Source organism: Sporolactobacillus sp. Y61, assembly GCF_040529185.1.
GTDB lineage: Bacteria > Bacillota > Bacilli > Bacillales > Sporolactobacillaceae > Sporolactobacillus.
The window spans coordinates 2,348,266-2,365,948 of sequence record NZ_CP159510.1 but is presented as its reverse complement, the minus strand read 5'-3'; the positions used below and the strand labels follow the sequence as shown (position 1 = coordinate 2,365,948).

At 45.5% G+C, this 17,683-nt stretch carries 16 protein-coding genes; 12 read left to right on the top strand and 4 right to left on the bottom strand.

The genetic code is table 11. The annotated features are described in order from the left end of the window. The first annotated feature begins 625 nt into the window (after positions 1–625). The 5 genes from ABNN70_RS11160 (at position 626) to ABNN70_RS11140 (ending at position 6,496) form a co-directional block, all read left to right on the top strand. Entirely contained in the window at positions 626–2,053 is a 1,428-nt protein-coding gene (locus tag ABNN70_RS11160; protein WP_129929017.1) for a sugar porter family MFS transporter, read from the top strand. A 473-nt stretch (positions 2,054–2,526) separates the two neighbouring features. Beyond that, entirely contained in the window at positions 2,527–3,084 is a 558-nt protein-coding gene (locus tag ABNN70_RS11155; RefSeq protein ID WP_129929018.1) for a hypothetical protein, read from the top strand. A 390-nt stretch (positions 3,085–3,474) separates the two neighbouring features. Beyond that, positions 3,475–4,395 carry a membrane protein gene (locus ABNN70_RS11150; protein ID WP_353947829.1) on the top strand — a complete coding sequence of 307 codons (921 nt, stop codon included), beginning with the start codon at positions 3,475–3,477 and terminating at the stop codon, positions 4,393–4,395. A gap of 29 nt (positions 4,396–4,424) precedes the next feature. Beyond that, positions 4,425–5,435 carry a zinc-dependent alcohol dehydrogenase family protein gene (locus tag ABNN70_RS11145; RefSeq protein ID WP_129929020.1) on the top strand — a complete coding sequence of 337 codons (1,011 nt, stop codon included), beginning with the start codon at positions 4,425–4,427 and terminating at the stop codon, positions 5,433–5,435. Positions 5,436–5,578: 143 nt separating this feature from the next. After that, positions 5,579–6,496 carry an NlpC/P60 family protein gene (locus ABNN70_RS11140; protein WP_353947828.1) on the top strand — a complete coding sequence of 306 codons (918 nt, stop codon included), beginning with the start codon at positions 5,579–5,581 and terminating at the stop codon, positions 6,494–6,496. A gap of 222 nt (positions 6,497–6,718) precedes the next feature. On the opposite strand, the gene ABNN70_RS11135 is transcribed toward ABNN70_RS11140, so the two are convergent. Next, complete coding sequence (locus ABNN70_RS11135; protein WP_129929022.1) at positions 6,719–7,561, bottom strand: aldo/keto reductase; 843 nt, start codon at positions 7,559–7,561, stop codon at positions 6,719–6,721. Positions 7,562–7,871: 310 nt separating this feature from the next. Here ABNN70_RS11135 and ABNN70_RS11130 point away from each other — a divergent pair, with 310 nt between their 5' ends. Beyond that, complete coding sequence (locus ABNN70_RS11130; RefSeq protein ID WP_240697265.1) at positions 7,872–8,957, top strand: alpha/beta hydrolase; 1,086 nt, start codon at positions 7,872–7,874, stop codon at positions 8,955–8,957. 139 nt (positions 8,958–9,096) lie between these two features. Here ABNN70_RS11130 and ABNN70_RS11125 read toward each other — a convergent pair whose 3' ends face one another. Both ABNN70_RS11125 and ABNN70_RS11120 read right to left on the bottom strand, forming a co-directional pair. Beyond that, positions 9,097–9,630: a phosphatase PAP2 family protein gene (locus ABNN70_RS11125; RefSeq protein ID WP_129929023.1), complete on the bottom strand. Its 534-nt coding sequence runs from the start codon at positions 9,628–9,630 to the stop codon at positions 9,097–9,099. Between the two features lie 342 nt (positions 9,631–9,972). Continuing rightward, positions 9,973–10,809 (bottom strand): aldo/keto reductase, encoded by an 837-nt coding sequence (locus ABNN70_RS11120; RefSeq protein ID WP_353947827.1) that lies wholly within the window; start codon positions 10,807–10,809, stop codon positions 9,973–9,975. 371 nt (positions 10,810–11,180) lie between these two features. Between ABNN70_RS11120 and ABNN70_RS11115 the strand changes: the two genes are divergently transcribed. Then, positions 11,181–11,741 (top strand): hypothetical protein, encoded by a 561-nt coding sequence (locus ABNN70_RS11115; RefSeq protein ID WP_353947826.1) that lies wholly within the window; start codon positions 11,181–11,183, stop codon positions 11,739–11,741. Between the two features lie 118 nt (positions 11,742–11,859). Next, entirely contained in the window at positions 11,860–13,131 is a 1,272-nt protein-coding gene (locus tag ABNN70_RS11110; protein WP_353947825.1) for an Nramp family divalent metal transporter, read from the top strand. Positions 13,132–13,212: 81 nt separating this feature from the next. Here the strand turns inward: ABNN70_RS11110 and ABNN70_RS11105 are convergent, their stop codons facing one another. Then, entirely contained in the window at positions 13,213–13,491 is a 279-nt protein-coding gene (locus ABNN70_RS11105; protein WP_353947824.1) for a GNAT family N-acetyltransferase, read from the bottom strand. Positions 13,492–13,697: 206 nt separating this feature from the next. Between ABNN70_RS11105 and ABNN70_RS11100 the strand changes: the two genes are divergently transcribed. The 4 genes from ABNN70_RS11100 to coaW all read left to right on the top strand — a co-directional run bounded on the left by ABNN70_RS11100 (position 13,698) and on the right by coaW (position 17,677). After that, positions 13,698–14,072, top strand: coding sequence for a hypothetical protein (locus tag ABNN70_RS11100; RefSeq protein WP_353947823.1), 375 nt, complete (start codon positions 13,698–13,700; stop codon positions 14,070–14,072). A 186-nt stretch (positions 14,073–14,258) separates the two neighbouring features. Further along, positions 14,259–15,806 carry an amidase family protein gene (locus ABNN70_RS11095; protein ID WP_353947822.1) on the top strand — a complete coding sequence of 516 codons (1,548 nt, stop codon included), beginning with the start codon at positions 14,259–14,261 and terminating at the stop codon, positions 15,804–15,806. 104 nt (positions 15,807–15,910) lie between these two features. Next, positions 15,911–16,159, top strand: a complete 249-nt coding sequence (locus tag ABNN70_RS11090; RefSeq protein WP_353947821.1) for a ferritin-like domain-containing protein — start codon at positions 15,911–15,913, stop codon at positions 16,157–16,159. 672 nt (positions 16,160–16,831) lie between these two features. Beyond that, positions 16,832–17,677, top strand: a complete 846-nt coding sequence (gene coaW / locus ABNN70_RS11085; RefSeq protein WP_353947820.1) for a type II pantothenate kinase — start codon at positions 16,832–16,834, stop codon at positions 17,675–17,677. Positions 17,678–17,683 lie beyond the last annotated feature (6 nt).

Here is a 17,683-nt window from a genome sequence, read left to right as displayed (position 1 = left end):
AGAATGAACAGTCAGAACATTATAGTATGGTTTTCACTTGCAGGAGTAGTATGATCCCGGAGCGAAGATGGGCAGGGCAAACAGCATCAGCCTGTTTTCTCCTGAAAAAGAATCTCGGAGCATTCTGGCGCATTGTTCAGGTATGTCATGACGTTCATTGTATCGCCTGCTCCAATCGTTTTTATTACTTATTATATTCGTTATAACATGTAAAACTCGTATTAAAAATAGTCAGCGACATTCAGGCAAATTATTGTCTTGTCTGAATATTAGTATATTCTTGAAAAAGATATCAAAGTTGACAGAATTAACAGTAAAAATTATAATAAATATATTGATTGCGCTTACTGCAACTCATCATAAAGGAGTGGTGATGTTATTTTACCCAAAGAGGAAATTGCTTTAAGTTGTGTTCTTGTCGTCGAAAGCCCAACTGAGCCTTCGTTTTCCATCCGCTCATTAATCTGCCGAACACCCGTAATGATTAAGACACCTGCAATTCAGTCACATGTGAAGCGTCGCCATTTTATTTCCGTTATCGATCCACCATTTTTATTTAAACCAGGTTACAGATCTGTCAGTGGAGAAGCAGCCGATCTCAGAACAGAGGGAAGGAGGCTTCTCCATGAAGGATAAATCACGATCCTCAAATGCTTTTCTCCGTTTTATTACCATTGTCTCCACATTTGGCGGGCTGCTGTTTGGTTATGACACCGGTGTGATAAATGGTGCACTGCCATATATGTCACAAAAGGACCAGCTGAATCTCAGCCCGCTGCTGACCGGTCTTGTTACAAGTTCACTTCTTCTTGGAGCAGCATTCGGCGCACTGTCCGGCGGCAGGCTGGCTGACCGGTTTGGCCGACGTAAAACGATAATGGGTCTTGCCGTTCTTTTTTTTATCACAACACTGGGATGTACCTTTTCACCGGATGCCACATGGATGATCATATTCCGCGTCCTGCTTGGACTCGCTGTCGGAGGAGCGTCTGTAACTGTACCTGCATATCTTGCGGAAATGTCTCCTGCAAACCGGCGGGGAAGAATAGTCACTCAGAATGAATTAATGATCGTGACCGGACAGCTGCTCGCTTTTACAGTTAACGCCATTCTTGGGAATGTGGGCGGAGAGCATGCACACATCTGGCGTTATATGCTTGTGGTCGCGACACTTCCTGCTGTGATTCTCTGGTTCGGCATGCTGATCGTTCCGGAAAGCCCGCGTTGGCTTACGTCAAAGGGAAAGGTTGCAGATGCGCTGCGCGTATTGCATCAAATCCGTGAAAAACAGTATGCCAGGTCCGAACTGAATGAAATTCGTGCTTCACTGCATGCGGCCTCAGAAGATAAAAAAGTCACCTCAAAAGACTTCCTGGTTCCCTGGATCCGCCGTCTGCTTCTGATCGGAATCGGAATCGGAGTTGTTCAGCAAATCACAGGAGTCAATTCAATTATGTATTATGGAACGGAAATTCTTAAAGACGCGGGTTTCGGTACAGAAGCGGCGTTAATCGGCAATATAGCAAATGGAGTGATTTCGGTTCTCGCCACTTTTGTCGGTATCTGGCTGCTCGGCCGGGTCGGACGCCGGCCCATGCTTCTGACCGGGGTGATCGGGACAACGTCTGTTCTTTTCCTGATCGGCATCTTTGTGTTTTTACTTCAGGGCACATCCGTATTGCCTTATATAGTGTTGACACTCACTGTAACCTTTCTGGCTTTCCAGCAGGGCGCTGTGTCACCGGTTACCTGGCTGATGCTGTCGGAGATCTTTCCGCTCCGGCTCCGGGGAGCTGCAATGGGTATCAGCGTGTTCTGCAGCTGGATCACTAACTTTTTTGTTGGATTCAGTTTCCCAATTTTGCTTCATGCCATTGGCTTGTCTCTCACTTTCTTTGTCTTTGTCATCTTTGGAGTTTGCGCTATCACGTTTGTCAAAATATGTCTTCCGGAAACGAGCGGACATTCACTTGAACAACTTGAATTCCAGTTTCGACATCATCATCCTGAGTCGAAAAAAGCAGCATCGTCGGGTATATCCCATGATGTGTAACAGAATTTAGCATTAGCCTGATTGTGCCGGATACTGAAAAAACAGAACATCATCCATAAGCATTTCGCGGGGGATCAGATGCCCTGCTTTTTTTGTGTTTTAAGAAAGTAAAAAATTGGACGGAAAAAGGTATGAGAAAACTCTCCGGAGCCAGGACTTCAGGCGCAGGATGGGTCCTGGTTGCCGTTACACAATAATCCATAGGATTTTTATACTTTCCATCCGTGCTCGTTAAAAAATATGAGTTATTTCCACGAACTGGAGTAGAAATATGATACGATACATACGTAAACGATATCGGCAATGAAGTACCGGACTTCCGGGAATCCGGCTGACCCTTTAGACAAGCTGTCAGAAGGTTATCGCTATTTACAAGGACCTGGTTCTGAGCCGGTTTTGCAGCACCTTATTGTTATATGAGATGAGTCAATAAAGCGCTTCAGTACTCATCGGGAAAAGGATGATTCGTGATTATGGATCAATTGATCATTGCCACAAGCATAGTCTGTCTTGCGGGACTGTGCTTTCTGATAAGTAAACTGAATCAGTTGTGGATCGTCTATCGGTTCAAACATCATAGAAAACGCTATATCAGATCACTGAGAGGGTCCTTTTCGATCAAAGCAGCGCACCTTTATCTTTATTCCATTTATCTTTTTGCAAACGCGAAAACGGATGTGAATCTCAGAATGCGAATCATCCGGCGAGAAATGGATAAAGCTGATTTTCTTTTTCTTCCCGTCAATGAGCATAAGGATTATACACGAATAGATTATCTGGAGGACAGGCTAAGAAGACAGCTGAATCAGGCAAAAAGAACAATCTTTCCATTTGCTGCAGTTGTCCTGTCTGCGATAGCTGTCGTCATTGCCTCATTAAGAAGTCCTGATTCGCTCCCTGACGCCTTTGAGACAGCCATATTAACGGTACTCATTATTTTGATCAGTGTCTGCCTGGTTCAATACGCCATCATGAACAGAAGACAGAAAGTGCTGTCCATTATCGTTGATATGAGGAAACTGCAGAATTAATGATGAAAAAAATGAACGAGCTTCATCCTTCATGCTGACCGGAGCAAGAAATACGCTGCTCCTGCGGGAAGCCGGGTCAGAATCGACCTCTCAGTAAAGACGTGAGCGGGGAGGCTTACGGAAAGCGGACCCTATAAGGAGCAGAAATCAGAAATCAATCATCAAACTCACAAAGCTGCTGTCTTATGAAAAGAGGTTCTTAACTGAATGAAAAAGTGATAACGTGAACAAGCTATTCTGCAGGTAATTGATAAATGCAGAGCAGTTTGTTCTTTTTTATTCAAAATTCAAAAAACATAATAGGCTAAGTTCTGTTACAATAGTAAGAGAAACATTTTTTTATTTCAGATACTTTTTATGTAAAATTATTTTATTACGGAGGTTGACTGTATGTCGGAGAGCTTGGAGAACAAGCATCACTGGTTGGAAATTTTTTTAAAATCGATTTTTTCATTCGTCGGAGTTGCTATCCTGGCACTTGGCGCAACTCTATGCAAAGTGGGCAATATCGGCCTTGACCCTTTTACTGCTGTAAATATAGGTATTTCACATAAACTGAACATGAGTTTGGGATTGTATCAGCTGATTGCAAACGCCTTTATCATGATCTTCGTGATTTTACTGGATCGTAAGAAGATTGGTATCGGTACGGTAATTAACATGGTGGGAGCGGGATTCATGATCGACTGGTTTTCCGGATTATACAGTTCCATCTTTCATTTTGAGCCTTCCATGCTGACAAGTGTTGTGAACGGAATTCTCGGTCTGCTTTTATTCACTCTGGGTACGTCCCTGTATATGAGCACGAATCTCGGAGTTGCCCCTTATGACGCTCTCGCCCCAATTGCTTCAACCCGTCTTCATATCAAGTATCGTTTCTGCCGTGTTGCTCAGGATATCGGATTTATGGTGGCAGCACTGTTTTTCGGAGGCCCGATTGGTCTTGCCACGATTATTATTTCATTCTTTGCCGGTCCGCTGATCACTTTCTGGGATAAATCTCTCAGCGATCGTCTGATATCAGGACTAGTCGAATTCAGTAAACAGCCATCTGGCAAGTCCATTGGTCACGGGGTCACCGGGGCAGGGAGATTCACGTATGGTATTGTCAAAAAAAGTTATAATCAGACGCTTGAGATTCAGGAAAAACTGTCCCAGTATACGGATCTCCAATTGCAGCTGAAGCAGGAACAGGCACGACAGGATTTCGAAGATGCCAGGAAACTGGTCATCAATTCCCGAAAAATGTATGGGATGCTTAAAAGAGAAGAGGAAAGACGCGCGAAGGACGATAACTCAGACGGTGACTAATAAGTGATACTGAAAGGAGTTAGTTTTATATGAAAGCCCTTGTTTTAACTGGAACGAGACAAATGAAAAAACAGGAGATCTCTGATAAGCCTGTAACAAGCAATGAAGTCAAAGTAAAAGTTATGGCATGCGGTATATGCGGAACAGACAAGCACCTGTTCCAGGGATTGCCTGGATCTGCTCAGGCTGATCCTCCGATTGTCCTCGGACACGAAAATTCCGGCATTGTGACGGCAATCGGACCGGAAGTAAAGAGTGATTTCAAACCCGGTGACCGGGTAACCATCGACCCCAATATTCCCTGCGGGTACTGCGACTTTTGTCATGAAGATAAGCCACAGCTATGTGAAAATAATGAAGCGATTGGTGTCACAAGAAATGGCGGAATGGCAGAATATGTTTATGTACCGGAAACAAATGTTTATAAAATTCCGGATAATCTCAGTTTTGGGGCTGCTGCCATGGCGGAGCCGGTGAGCTGCGCGGTACATGGCCTTCGTTCACTTGATATTCGACCCAGTCAGTCAGTACTGGTCATTGGTGACGGATTTATGGGACAGGTTTTTCTTGAACTTCTGGCAAAGCGCGGGTTGAAGAAAGTGGACGTCAGCGGGCACAATCCGAAGAAAGTTAACCTCCTGAAAACACTTGGGGCGGATGTGGTTTTCAATCCTGAGGAAACCAGGCACGATGAGAAATATGATGTAATCATCGAATGCGTTGGCCTTCCTGTTACTCAGGAGCAGGCGATTCAGTCTGCACGACGCGGCGGTCAGATTCTGATGTTCGGCGTTGCAGGCCCGAATGACACCATTTCACTCAATGCCTATGATGTTTATTTCAACGAGCTGACCATTAAGGGAGCTTTTATCAACCCCTATGCGATGCGTGACGCGATCCGGATTCTCTCGGATAAGACGGTTGATGCCGAGCGGCTGATTACTCACAGGCTGAAGCTTGATGATGTACCAGATGTACTGGCCGGAAACATTAATGAAAAGATCACTAAGGCGATCATTTTGATGGATCGTAACGCCTGAATTACGGTTCTGTTTCTTTTCATTATGTTACAATCAGAAAACAAATCATCCATTGAGTGATAAGACGGCGGATGCCGTCATTTATTTTATATAAGTGTTCGGTTCTCATCATCGGTATCATTTACACAGGAGGCGCAGGCTGCATGAAAAAATCAATCCTGCCAATTGCACTGGCAGGCGGTGTCATTGTTGCCGGATCGTTGCCGGCTCATCGGGCGCTGGCTGATCATCCTGTCACTATAGCGCGCAAGCACCTGAATACATCTTACCAGTGGGGAGAGAATGATTGTTCCGGGTTTACCAAAAAAGTTTTTGCTCGTTTCGGCATTCGCTTACCACATCATTCCGCGCTCCAGGCCCGCTATGGAGTACCAGTCGCAAAGAAAAATCTGCGCTCCGGTGATCTGGTCTTCTTTAATACTTCTGGTCACGGCATCTCACACGTTGGCATTTATATCGATGGCGGTCGAATGATCAGTTCGGAAAACGAACGCACAGGTGTTCAGGAAACACAGATTTTCGGAGACGGGGCGGCAAAATACTGGGAACCCAGATTCGTTACCGGCCGGCGTCTGCAAATAAGCTCTCATGGCCGGAACGCCCGTTCACAAAAACAGATACCCGGCAAGGAATTCCATAATGAAGGGGTGAAGTCCGCACACCCAGAAAGCAAGAAAAAATCAACTTATCTTGTACAGAAAGGTGACACGCTTTCAGAAATTTCACTTCGCACGGGTGTTACGGTTGCTCAGATCAGAAGAATTAACCAGCTCCAATCGGATCTCATTCATTCAGGGCAGATTCTTCACCTTAAGAGGGAGCATGAGCGAAGTTACGAGCAAAAGCTGGCAAAGCTCGTCTGGCTGTTTGATGTATCTGATAAACAGATATCTGCGAGGGGACAGCTGGAAGCAGGAGGGAAGAAGATGGACTCTGGTGAAGAGAACCATTTACTCTGGACCATTCTGGAGAAACAGGGTCTGTCCGGGATGAAGTTCCGGAGGTTAAAACGTGATGATTCAGTGAGCCTGCTTCCTGATCTGAAATTAAGGGTACAATGATCACCTGCTTTCAGACCAGGCTTGTTTATCTTCATCTATTTTATTTTTGAAAAAGCGGATTTATGACAGCATGTGAAGACCAGAGAATTAAAGAAAGACTTGCCGGCTGGCGTATCGCAGACATTCCAGAGGGTTTGAAATTTATAGTAAATATTTACTTTTTATCGCGTACAAAAAAAGCAGGCTGACCTATTTTCGGTCGGCCTGCCTGGTTGTTACGATTTAGAACTCTTCATATTTCGCCGGATCCTGACCAAACGTACGCCCGTCAGGACGGCTCAGTGATGAAATGATCTTCATTTCATCATCAGTTAATGAAAAATTGAAGAGTGACAGATTCTCCAGCTGTCGAGCAGGGGAAGAAGACTTTGGAAGCGGTAGAGCACCCAGCTGCACATGCCAGCGAAGAATCACCTGCGCAATCGAGATGTCGTGATCGGCAGCAATCTTTTTTAATGTCTTATCCTGCAGAAGATGATTTGCACGCCCCAGCGGGCTCCATGACTCAGTAACAATACCGTTTTCCTTATCCCATGCCCTTTGTTTTTCCTGATTAAAATAAGGGTGAAGTTCTACCTGGTTCACACTCGGGGTCACCCCCGTCTCACTGATAAGCCGCTGCAGATGTTCCGGCAGGAAATTGGAGACGCCAATCGAACGGATCAGTCCCCATTTTTTCGCATCAATAAGTGCCTGCCAGGCTTCCACATACTGATCTTTACTCGGATTCGGCCAGTGGATCAGATACAGATCGTAATAATCGAGGCCGGCACGGAACAGCGACTCCTGAATGGTCTGAAGGGCCTCCTGATATTTATGATGCCTTCCAGGTAACTTTGATGTAATACGCAGTTCTTCCCGGGGAACTGAGCTGCGACGTACTGCTTCGCCAACCGTGCCCTCATTCTCGTAGTTAAAAGCCGAATCAAGCAATCGGTATCCTGTATCAATTGCACTTAGAATCTTTTGTACGCCATCTGCGCCATTCAGTTTATATGTACCAAATCCTATCGCCGGCAGTGTCAATCCATCGTTTAACGTGATAGTCGGAATATCAGAACTCATGTGCATCTCTCCTTGCATTTTTACCTTCAGTGTAGCATCGGGAGGAAAAAGAGTCTAATGATCTGATGGAAGAATGTGATATAATATGAAAGTATTTGGAATGTTTCCACACTTTATTCCGGCAGGAACATGAATCGCAGACAGGGATGTTCTGGAGATACGGACATTGGAGCTTTAGAGCTGACGAAAACATTTTACAGAATGGTTGGAGTGACGCATTTACATCTGGGCGAATTGATCATATAGTAAAGGGTAATCATTTAAAAATGATGATATTGATGGTGACCTGAATGTAAGAGAGGTGAGCAAATTGGGATTGAGGTTTACGGAGGATCAGGATAAATTGCGGAAACCCGAAAAAAGAAAATGGTTTATGAAAAAGGGGATCATTCTTTCATCGGTGATTCTATCCAGCACAGCTGCTTTTCTGAAAGTAGCGGGGGACGCAGTAGGCAAACATTTCTATAAACTTGCTATCGAACGGAATGATAAAACGGAGCTCCTCGATCATTTAAGTCAGAAGATTCCCGTAGATGAACTGCCTCAGTTGATCAAAGAAAGGCTGGAGGTGATAAAAGCCTCGAAAGATAAGTTTGTTGAAACTTATCCGCCTCAGGATGTCTTTATCCAATCGGAAGATAACCTGAAGTTGCATGGCTATTTGTTCCTGCCGCATCCGGACAGTCATCGATGGGCCATCCTGGTTCACGGCTACATGAATGAAGGCAGCGGTATGTTTTATTATGCACCGGATTTTTCTCAGCACGGGTTTAATATTCTCAGCCCGGATCTGCGTGGTTCCGGAAAGAGTGAAGGGGATTACGTTGGCATGGGCTGGGTGGATCGTAAAGACATCCTGAGATGGATCAATAAACTGATTCAGCGTGATCCGGCTGCGAAAATTGTTATTCATGGTGTATCCATGGGCGGAGCAACGGCGATGATGACCGCCGGAGAAAATCTTCCGGACAACGTCACTGCGATTATCGAGGACTGTGGTTACACTTCTGTTGCAGATGAATTCGCCTACGAACTGAAAAACCTGTTTAATCTTCCCAGCTTCCCTGTTATGCAGCTGGCTGACCGGGCAGTCAGATCGCAGGCAGGATTCAGCATTTATGAAGCGTCTTCAGTCGAACAACTAAAGAAGGCAAGAGTGCCCATCCTGTTTATTCACGGGTCTGATGACACCTATGTTCCCACAGAGATGGTTCATAAAGTCTATGATGCCGCTCCGGTTGAAAAGGAACTTCTGATTGTGGATAAAGCACCACATGCCTCATCAGCCATTGTTGCACCAGAAGAATACTTTATGAAAATATTTAACTTTATTGACAGACATATGGATCAAAAACGGCCTGTTCAGAGTCAGCTAAAAAAGTCTGTATCAGGCTGAAGTTCATCAGACCGATCAGCTGTTCATATATGAATAAGAGCCGGATCAGACCTTTTTATCGGGGTCTGATCCGGCGTTGTTTTATATCAGATGAACGGGGCGATACCGGAAGACCTGGGTTGGGAAATGACTAATTACTTCAGGACATCATCTGAAAATATGTGATAAGTCCGGTAAGGGTTCCGAGACTGATTCCGGCAAGCACGTCGCTCGGATAGTGCAGCCCAAGGAAAATGCGCGACGTTGCCACACTCAGAGCAAGAGGCAGCAGAAGAAAAACGAGCATCGGCTGATACAGAATTAACGGAATAATCACTGAAAAAACGGCTGTTGCATGCCCGGATGGAAAGGAATGATCGGTGAGTGGATTCTTCATGACCTTTGCCCCGGCAAGAGCCAGATAGGGACGATTTCTTGGAAAAAGTCTCTTCAGAACCTGTACGATAATATGACTTCCTGTCAGAGATATGGCACAAGCGACCGCTGTCCGGTGCAAAGTCCCCTCTGCAAAAAACAGTATCAGCAGGACTGCCAGTATTTCTGTCACAGCGCCACCGACACTCGTAACCAGACGAAAGTAGATATACAAGCCTCTATGTTCAAAGTAGCAATTAATTCTTTTGAAGATCTGACATTCTACTTCATAGAGATTGTCAATTGATTTCGCTGCCATCTGAAATCACCTCCCATTAAACATTCATATTTCCTGCACAGCCTATTATTGTCATAAAAATGCATGAAAATGGATCTGTAGAATGGTAAAGAGCGGGAAAAATGTGTCGGGATAACGATACGGGCCAGTCGTCTATGGACGAAGTCATTTCATGAATGTACGCCGCACCTCCTGATAAAAGAATAACATAATCCGATTTTATGAGCATCTTATTCAGGGACGGCGGCATGATTTCCCAGATGTTCCTCCTTTTTCAGAATACATGGCCATGTTTGTGACCTTACCGAAATCCATTGGGGCGCCAAAAATAAATGGGGGACGCATCCTGCCTTGCGATCAGTATCAGTCCTTTACATAAACGGCATCCGGGGCCTGGCCAAAACGTTCTCCTTTATTCTGAAGATCGATTTTTTTCATCTCGACAGGTGTCAGCATAAAGTCGTAGATATCTGCGTTATCCCTGATCCGTGAGAGGGTCTGCGATTTTGGAATAATCGCGACGCCATGCTGCCGGTGCCACCTCAAGATGATCTGAGCAGGTGATTTTCCATGTTTTTCTGCTATGTCACAGATCACAGGATCATCAAGATCCGCTCCTCGACCTAGTGGGCCCCATGCCTGATGTACCATACCAAGTGATTTCAGATAGTCACGCATGACGTGGTTGGAGAAGTGAGGATGCGTCTCCAGCTGTTCCACAGCTGGAACAAAATTTGCGCGTGACAGTAAACGATCCAGGTGATGGCTCTCAAAATTACTGACACCGATCGCCCGGACAAATCCTTCACTGTACAGGTGTTCCATGGCCTTCCATGTTTCAAAGAAAGGATCCTTCAAAGGCCAGTGAACAAGATAGAGGTCAAGATAATCCAGCTGTAATGCTTTTAAGGAAGTATCGAATGCCTTTAATGTTTTTTCGTAACCCTGATCGCGGTTCTGCACTTTAGAAGTAATAAAATACTCGCTGCGCTCCAGTCCTGAATCCTTCAGAAAGTCTCCGAGAAGATGTTCATTTCCATACTGTGCAGCCGTATCAAACAGACGGTATCCGGCGTCTACGGCTGCTTCGAGCGAACTTATAAAGATATCTTCATCAGTCATCGAAAAAAGGCCAAAGCCTTCACAAGGCATTTTAACGCCATTATTCAATGTCAGGGTATCCTGCATGGACAGGGCCATAAGTGATCTCCTTTCCAGGTATTTTCATAAATCTAAGATTACTATAAACCATTTTTCACAAAAGAAAAGAGTGAACAGATAGACGGTCTGCCAGGGCGTTTTTTCCTCTGATATACCTGAATAAAATGTGAAACCGGGATCACTAATATAACGTAAAATTTTTTATGTTAACTTATGTCTGGTCTTGCAGATACATAGAATATAAATAGATAATATGTCGTTTTTTCTCTTCCCCGGTCCTTGTTGGCTCTAAGAATATTGCAACAGAAGATATCCGGACGCTCTACTGTTATTTTTTTAAAGGAATCCGGGGCCACGCTGTCAAATTATATAAGTAGCATCTACCTATATAATTAACGGAGTGTGATCGGATGAGTACGGGAAAGGGCAATTATGGATACTCTACCAGGCAAGTTGTCGAGAAACTGAAAGTCACACGGAGTAAATTGAGAAGACTGACTTTGGCGTTGGAGAAACATGGATATCACTTCCCCCGAAAGAAATCCAATCAGAGGATTTATTTTGAGCAGAATGTACAGATGATTTCACAATTGATGCTGGAAATGAAGAAGGGGAAGACCATTGACTATGCTGCAGCAGAGTTATGTGGAGGGCCTGCCGGTTTACCTCAGGCAGAGCTTACAAAGACAGCACTCCGTTCTTCTGGATCCGGTACTTTGAAACTTCCTGAGACGGAGATTTCTTTCTCTGCCGAACAGTTTCGCCTGATGATTGAACAAGTTGCTGCCACAGCAGCTGAAAAAACAGCTGAGAACGTTATTGAGCGGTACGACAAGGAAATGGAGCGCAGGATCGAGCGAAGAGACAGAGAACTGGTCAATCGGCTGAGAGAAGCCAGCGAAGCAGGTGTAAAAAAGAACAATTTTTTCTCACGTTTTATCGGACGTAAGAAGCTGGCTGAGAAACCGTAACTGATCTGTAAAAATATGTAATTACATCACAGGGTTGGTTCGTGCTGAGGCAGGATATTTGCTTATGTTTCAGCATAATGTATAATGAAAGCGATTTCACTCAAGAAGGAGGATTAAAATGGCCAAGTTAGAAACATCTGTCCCCTCACTCCCGCCGCAGACACTGAAAGAACGCATGATCAAGGTCGGCCCTGGATTTGTCGTTGCCGCAACCAGTATTGGTGCGCCGGATTTACTTGCCTCCATTGTTGTCGGTCAGTCTTACGGTATGACTTTTTTATGGGCAATTATTATTGGAACAATTATTAAATACTATTTAAATGAAGGGGTCGGGCGATGGCATCTGGCTACCGGAACAACCATTCTGGAAGGTTGGCGATCTCTTGGCAGATGGGCAACAGGTTACTTCGGTGTATATGCTGTCATCTGGGGCTTCGTCTATGGAGCAACGGCAGCAATGGCATCAGGTATGGCCATGAACGCAATGTGGCCCGTCCTGCCGATCTGGGGTTGGGCGATTATCCACGCTGTTGCCGGTTTCCTGCTTGTTTACACAGGAAAATATAAGCTGTTTGAACAAGTGATGACATTCCTCGTTGGCCTGATGTTCCTGACCATCGTCGGTCTGGCCTGTTTTTTTCTTCCGGGATTAAAAGAATTATCCTGGGGACTTGTTCCGACCGTTCCGGACGGGTCGTTATACCTTGTACTCGGACTGATTGGCGGCGTTGGCGGCACCATTACCATGGCTTCCTACGGTTATTGGATTAAAGAAAAAAACTGGACCGGGAAGTCATGGATTCCAATGATGAAAACTGACGCGAAAGTCGGCTATTTTATCACAGGGGTGTTCTGCGTCTCTGCCCTGATTATCGGTGCACAATTCCTCTATGGTACGAATGTTGAAATTCGTGGCGATCAGGGATTCGTTACGATGTCGAACATGCTGGCCGACCAGTTTGGCGAACCCATGAGATGGACACTTCTGCTTGCTTTCTGGTCAGCTGTTTTCAGTTCGCTTCTTGGCGTCTGGAACGGTGTCCCTTATTTATTTGCTGATTTTGTACGCACTATGCGTATGAAGAAGAATAAAGAACTGGCTGACAAACCGGTTACGGAAAAGGATCCCATGTACCGCCTGTATCTGTTCTGGCTGACCTTTCCTCCAATGATTATGTATTTCTTTGGTAAACCGGTTGAGCTGATTATCCTTTATGGTGTCCTCGGTTCACTCTTTATGCCCTTTCTCGCGATCACATTGACCATCCTTCTTAACTCGAAGAAAGTAGATCGGGATGCACGGAACAGATGGCTGACCAATGCGATACTGATTGGATGTATCATGATGTTCGGATTACTGGGATTAACCGAATTATTGGATCTGTTTTAAAGAAAACCGGCGGCTGGCAAGTTGCAGACGCCTTTAAAACTGAAAAAAAGAAGGGGCCGTTCAGGCTCCTTCTGTATTTAATCACTCAAAGTATTGAATATCCTGATATTCCTTTTTTCTTTCAAACTGAATTTTTGCGTAAGAACAGGCAGGAATGATCTTTTTATGCTCTTTAACCGCTTTATCAACAACTGCCTGAAGCAGTTTCCCGGCCAGATGATGGCCGCGGAATGCCGGGTCAACATAGGTGTGATCAATACTGAGGACATCTTTATAAGGATGGGAATAGGTGATTTCACCTATTTCCTGACCTGAGTCATTTTTAACAAAATATCTGTCCTGACCCTCTTCAATTTTCATGCTTTACACCTCTGGTTGATTAATTTTTTACTGGAATAGCCCTATTTATCATTTCGAGATAAAGTGGCAGTTTCCCTTTTTTTTCGTGCGTTGGGGTTGTCAGAAAAAAAGACGATTGATGCAGATGCTTTGTCCCTGTCAGTAATGAATGAAAACCATATTCTATCAATGTAAGACCAAGAAACAGATGAAGGAGGTGTTCCCTCATGGGATGGGATAACCTGATGTATGGACAGAACTGTTATAATGGTCGGGGAATCAGCCCGGCCTATGATAATGGTTATGACCGAAAGATCAGCCCGGCTTTTGACCGCAGAGGCTGTGATGGCCGCGACCTGCTGAAAGGGATTTCCAAGAATGACTTTATCAAAGTCTTTCTGAAAAATTCGCGTCCTGTTGAAGGCTTTTTTGCAGGCGTATCCAAAAATATTTTAACTCTCTTTGATTGCGAAAAACGCAGAGTATCAACCATTGATATTTGTCTTGATGATGTTGTTGCCATTAAATCATTCGGAGATGCCTTCGATCCGCGAAACGATCATGATCATGACCATGATCACGATTATAAATGTTTTGACTGATCGAAAACAGGTCAGGCTCAAGAGGTTATTTCTCTTGAGTTTTTTTCTATTTACAGATTATCGTTTAAACGCATTTATGGCTCAGCCGCCTGCGATTTGTCAGCCACATTTTTTTATTTGCAAGTTTTCACTGATACCTGTAAGATAATGATAATTTCAGGTTGTCTATTATTGAGGTGAGCTATGATGTCCAGAAAGAAAAAATTTGCTCTTGCTGCTGCCTTCACCGGAGCAGCAGCTGCCGCAGTCACGGCCGGACTTTTTATCCGCCAGGAAGTAGCAAAACGAAAACCGTTTTCAATAGAAGAAGCAACCATCGATGAGATACAGAAAGCGATCAGGCTGGGACAGACAACTTCTAAAGAGCTTGTCCGTCAGTACCTGGACCGTATTCAAAAGTTGAATCAGCAGGGGCCGTTTTTGAACGCTGTGCGCGAAATCAACCCTGAAGCAATACATGAAGCGGAAGCCTGTGATGTGAAAAGAACCGTTCAGCCGGATGTCGGCCCGCTCTTTGGCATACCGATTATTGTTAAAGATAATATCGAAACAGCAGGGAACATGCATACGACTGCAGGTTCTATTGCGCTGAAGAACCATCAGGCCAGTCAGGATGCGTTTATCATCAAAAAGTTGAAAGCGGCCGGCGCCATCATTATCGGCAAGGCAAATCTGACTGAATTTGCCAATTTTATTTCGGATAAAATGCCGAACGGATACAGCTCTCTGGGCGGACAGGTACTCAATCCATATGGTGCTGCATTTGATGTCGGCGGTTCCAGTTCAGGAACAGCCTCCGCAGTTGCGGCTAACCTTGCTGCTGCAGGCATCGGTACGGAAACATCCGGTTCCATTCTCAGTCCGGCATCGTCGAATGCCCTGGTCGGGATTAAACCGACAATTGGTGTTCTCAGTCGCAGTGGCATAATCCCTCTTGCTCACAGCCAGGATACAGCCGGCCCGATGGCCCGGACTGTCCGTGATGCCGTCCTGCTGCTGAATGCCATGACCGGCGTAGATGAAGATGATGAAGAAACCGTCTGGGGCAGGGGAGACGTGCAAAAAGATTATAGGGTTTACCTGAAGCGTAATGGACTTAAAAATGCCCGTATTGGCATTGACCGGCATTATCTGAAAGACCTGAGTAGAGAGAAGGTCGAACTGATTAACAAGGCCCTTAAAGTAATGAAAGAAAAAGGGGCTCATGTCATTGATCCCGTCATCATCCCGTCATCAGAGACTCTCGAAAACAGACAATCCTCTGTTCTGTATCACGAATTTAAATGGGATATCAACCGTTATTTTGGAAAACTTGATCAGCAGATTCCTGTCCACAGTCTGGCTGATTTGATCACTTTTAACAGGGAGCATGCGGATAAAGCCTTAAAGTACGGGCAGGCTGTTCTTGAGAAGTCCGAACAGACAAGCGGCGATCTTGGTGAACGCGAATATCTGATTGATCGCGCGGACGATTTACGTCTTTCCCGAAAGGAAGGGTTAGACGCGGTCATCAAAGCACAGCATCTGGACGCCCTGGTTTTTGCTAATGCTCAGGGATGTGATATTGCTGCCAAAGCCGGCTATCCTTCGATTACGGTTCCCGCCGGTTATACACACGATGGCGAACCGGTCGGCATCACTTTTACCGGACTCGCATTCAGTGAACCCAGACTGATTGAACTTGCCTTTGCATTTGAACAGGCAACAAAGCATCGCATGGCTCCTGGGCTGTAAACACGATTTTTTTTGGGCACCTCTTCTGATGTTCCGCATAAAGTAGCATGAGAACATGAAGAAAGAGAGTGATCATCGTGAACAGCTTCAGGGAGATGCCGGACATGTCGGCCGAAAGTGATGAACAGTCGCCTGATCGGCTCCGGTCTGCGATCACTGGTGAATGGAATGCAATGGCCTGCTATGAAATTCTGATGAATCAGACGATGAACGAACGGGAACGGCAGCAGATTGCTGAAATCAGAAGAGATGAAATGCATCATTTTCAGGTATTTTCATCACTGTACAGTCAGCTGACAGGCGAAACTTTTCGGCCGCAATTGACGCCAAACCTGTCCGAATACGTTTCTTGAGGGTCTTCGTCATGGTATAGAGGATGAGCAGAAAACTGTAGATTTTTATCTGGAGTCGGGGGATTTGTCAACTGACCCCCGGATCAGATCGGCCTTTTACCGTTTTTCCAGAGATGAACAGCAGCATGCGGTCTGGTTCCTCTATTTTCTGAATCTTAACAGGAGGTATTGAAGAAGCGCCTAACAGCGCTTTTTTCAATACTTTCTGTTGTTCACCTGTCATGCAGACGGATCGTGATGTGCCGAAGCGCGTGAAGAAAAGAAGGGCAGGCCAGACGAAATGAAAGGCAATGAACGGAGCAGATGTAAACGGTTCACTGCAGGCCGTATTCCGATGATACGTGATCAGGGCGGTGTGATATACTGAATAAAGTCGGTCATGATCATTACACTGTGCCCCTGTACAAGAACGGCAGGGAAACGGCAGTTAAAATACCGTTTTCGGCCAGAAGCAGGGCAGATGCGGGCGATTCCAATTGTTCAAGCGGCCGTTTCGTCAGCCTGAATATACATAAGATAGACAAGGGCAACGGGCGCCCATGTTGAAGGTTTCATCTTTACGCAGTGAATGTAAGTGCAGTGAACACAAGGTATTGTGGCTTCTGAACGAAAGTATTTTTTAATGTAAATCCGGCACCGGATAGAATGATAGCAGAAAGTGAAGGGATTTATGTGACAGTTCGACAAATTGCCGGAATAGATGCTGGCGGGACAATGATTAAAATTGCGATCAGCGATGGGAAAAAGTTGACCCTGAAAGCTTTCCCTGAGAGGGGAGAAGATCACTTTCTTGAGTGGCTGCACAGAAATTACCCTGAAGGATTTATCAGCATGACGGGAGGCGGCGCGTCCTGCCTTTCGGCTCAGCTGCCGGAACGACAGATACAGATCGTCCCGGAATTTCAGGCATCCTGTACCGGCGTGCAATATCTGCTGCACCAGGAGCGAGACAGTGCAGATCCGCTTATCCTTACTAACGTGGGGACCGGGACTTCACTGCATCTAGTTAAAGGTGAGAAAAATCAACGGCTGACTGGAACCGGTGTTGGCGGAGGCACCATTCTCGGCCTGTCTGCACTTTTGACAGGGATACATGACTTTTCCAGGCTGATGGAGCTGTCACTTCAGGGGAAGCGGGCACATATTGACCTGACTGTGGCGGCTGTTTACAGAGGGCACACGCCTCCGATTCCAGGGGATCTGACAGCCAGTAATTTTGGAAACGTCAGTGAAAAAGTGGAAAAAGCTGCAACCGCAAACGCAGATCTTATCGCTTCTGTAATCGGGCTTGTAGCCGAAACGATCACAACACTGAGCGTGCTGGCGGCTGAAAAAGAGCAGGTACACCGGATTGTCTATATCGGCGGGGCGTTCAGCGGGAACCCGCTTCTCCACAGGTTGGTCAGGAACTATAGCAGATTTTGTCATACAGAACCGATGATCCCGGAAAACGGACAGTTCAGCGGGGCGGTTGGCGCTCTTCTGATGCAGCGGTCATTGAATCAGACAGAAAGTTAGACTGTC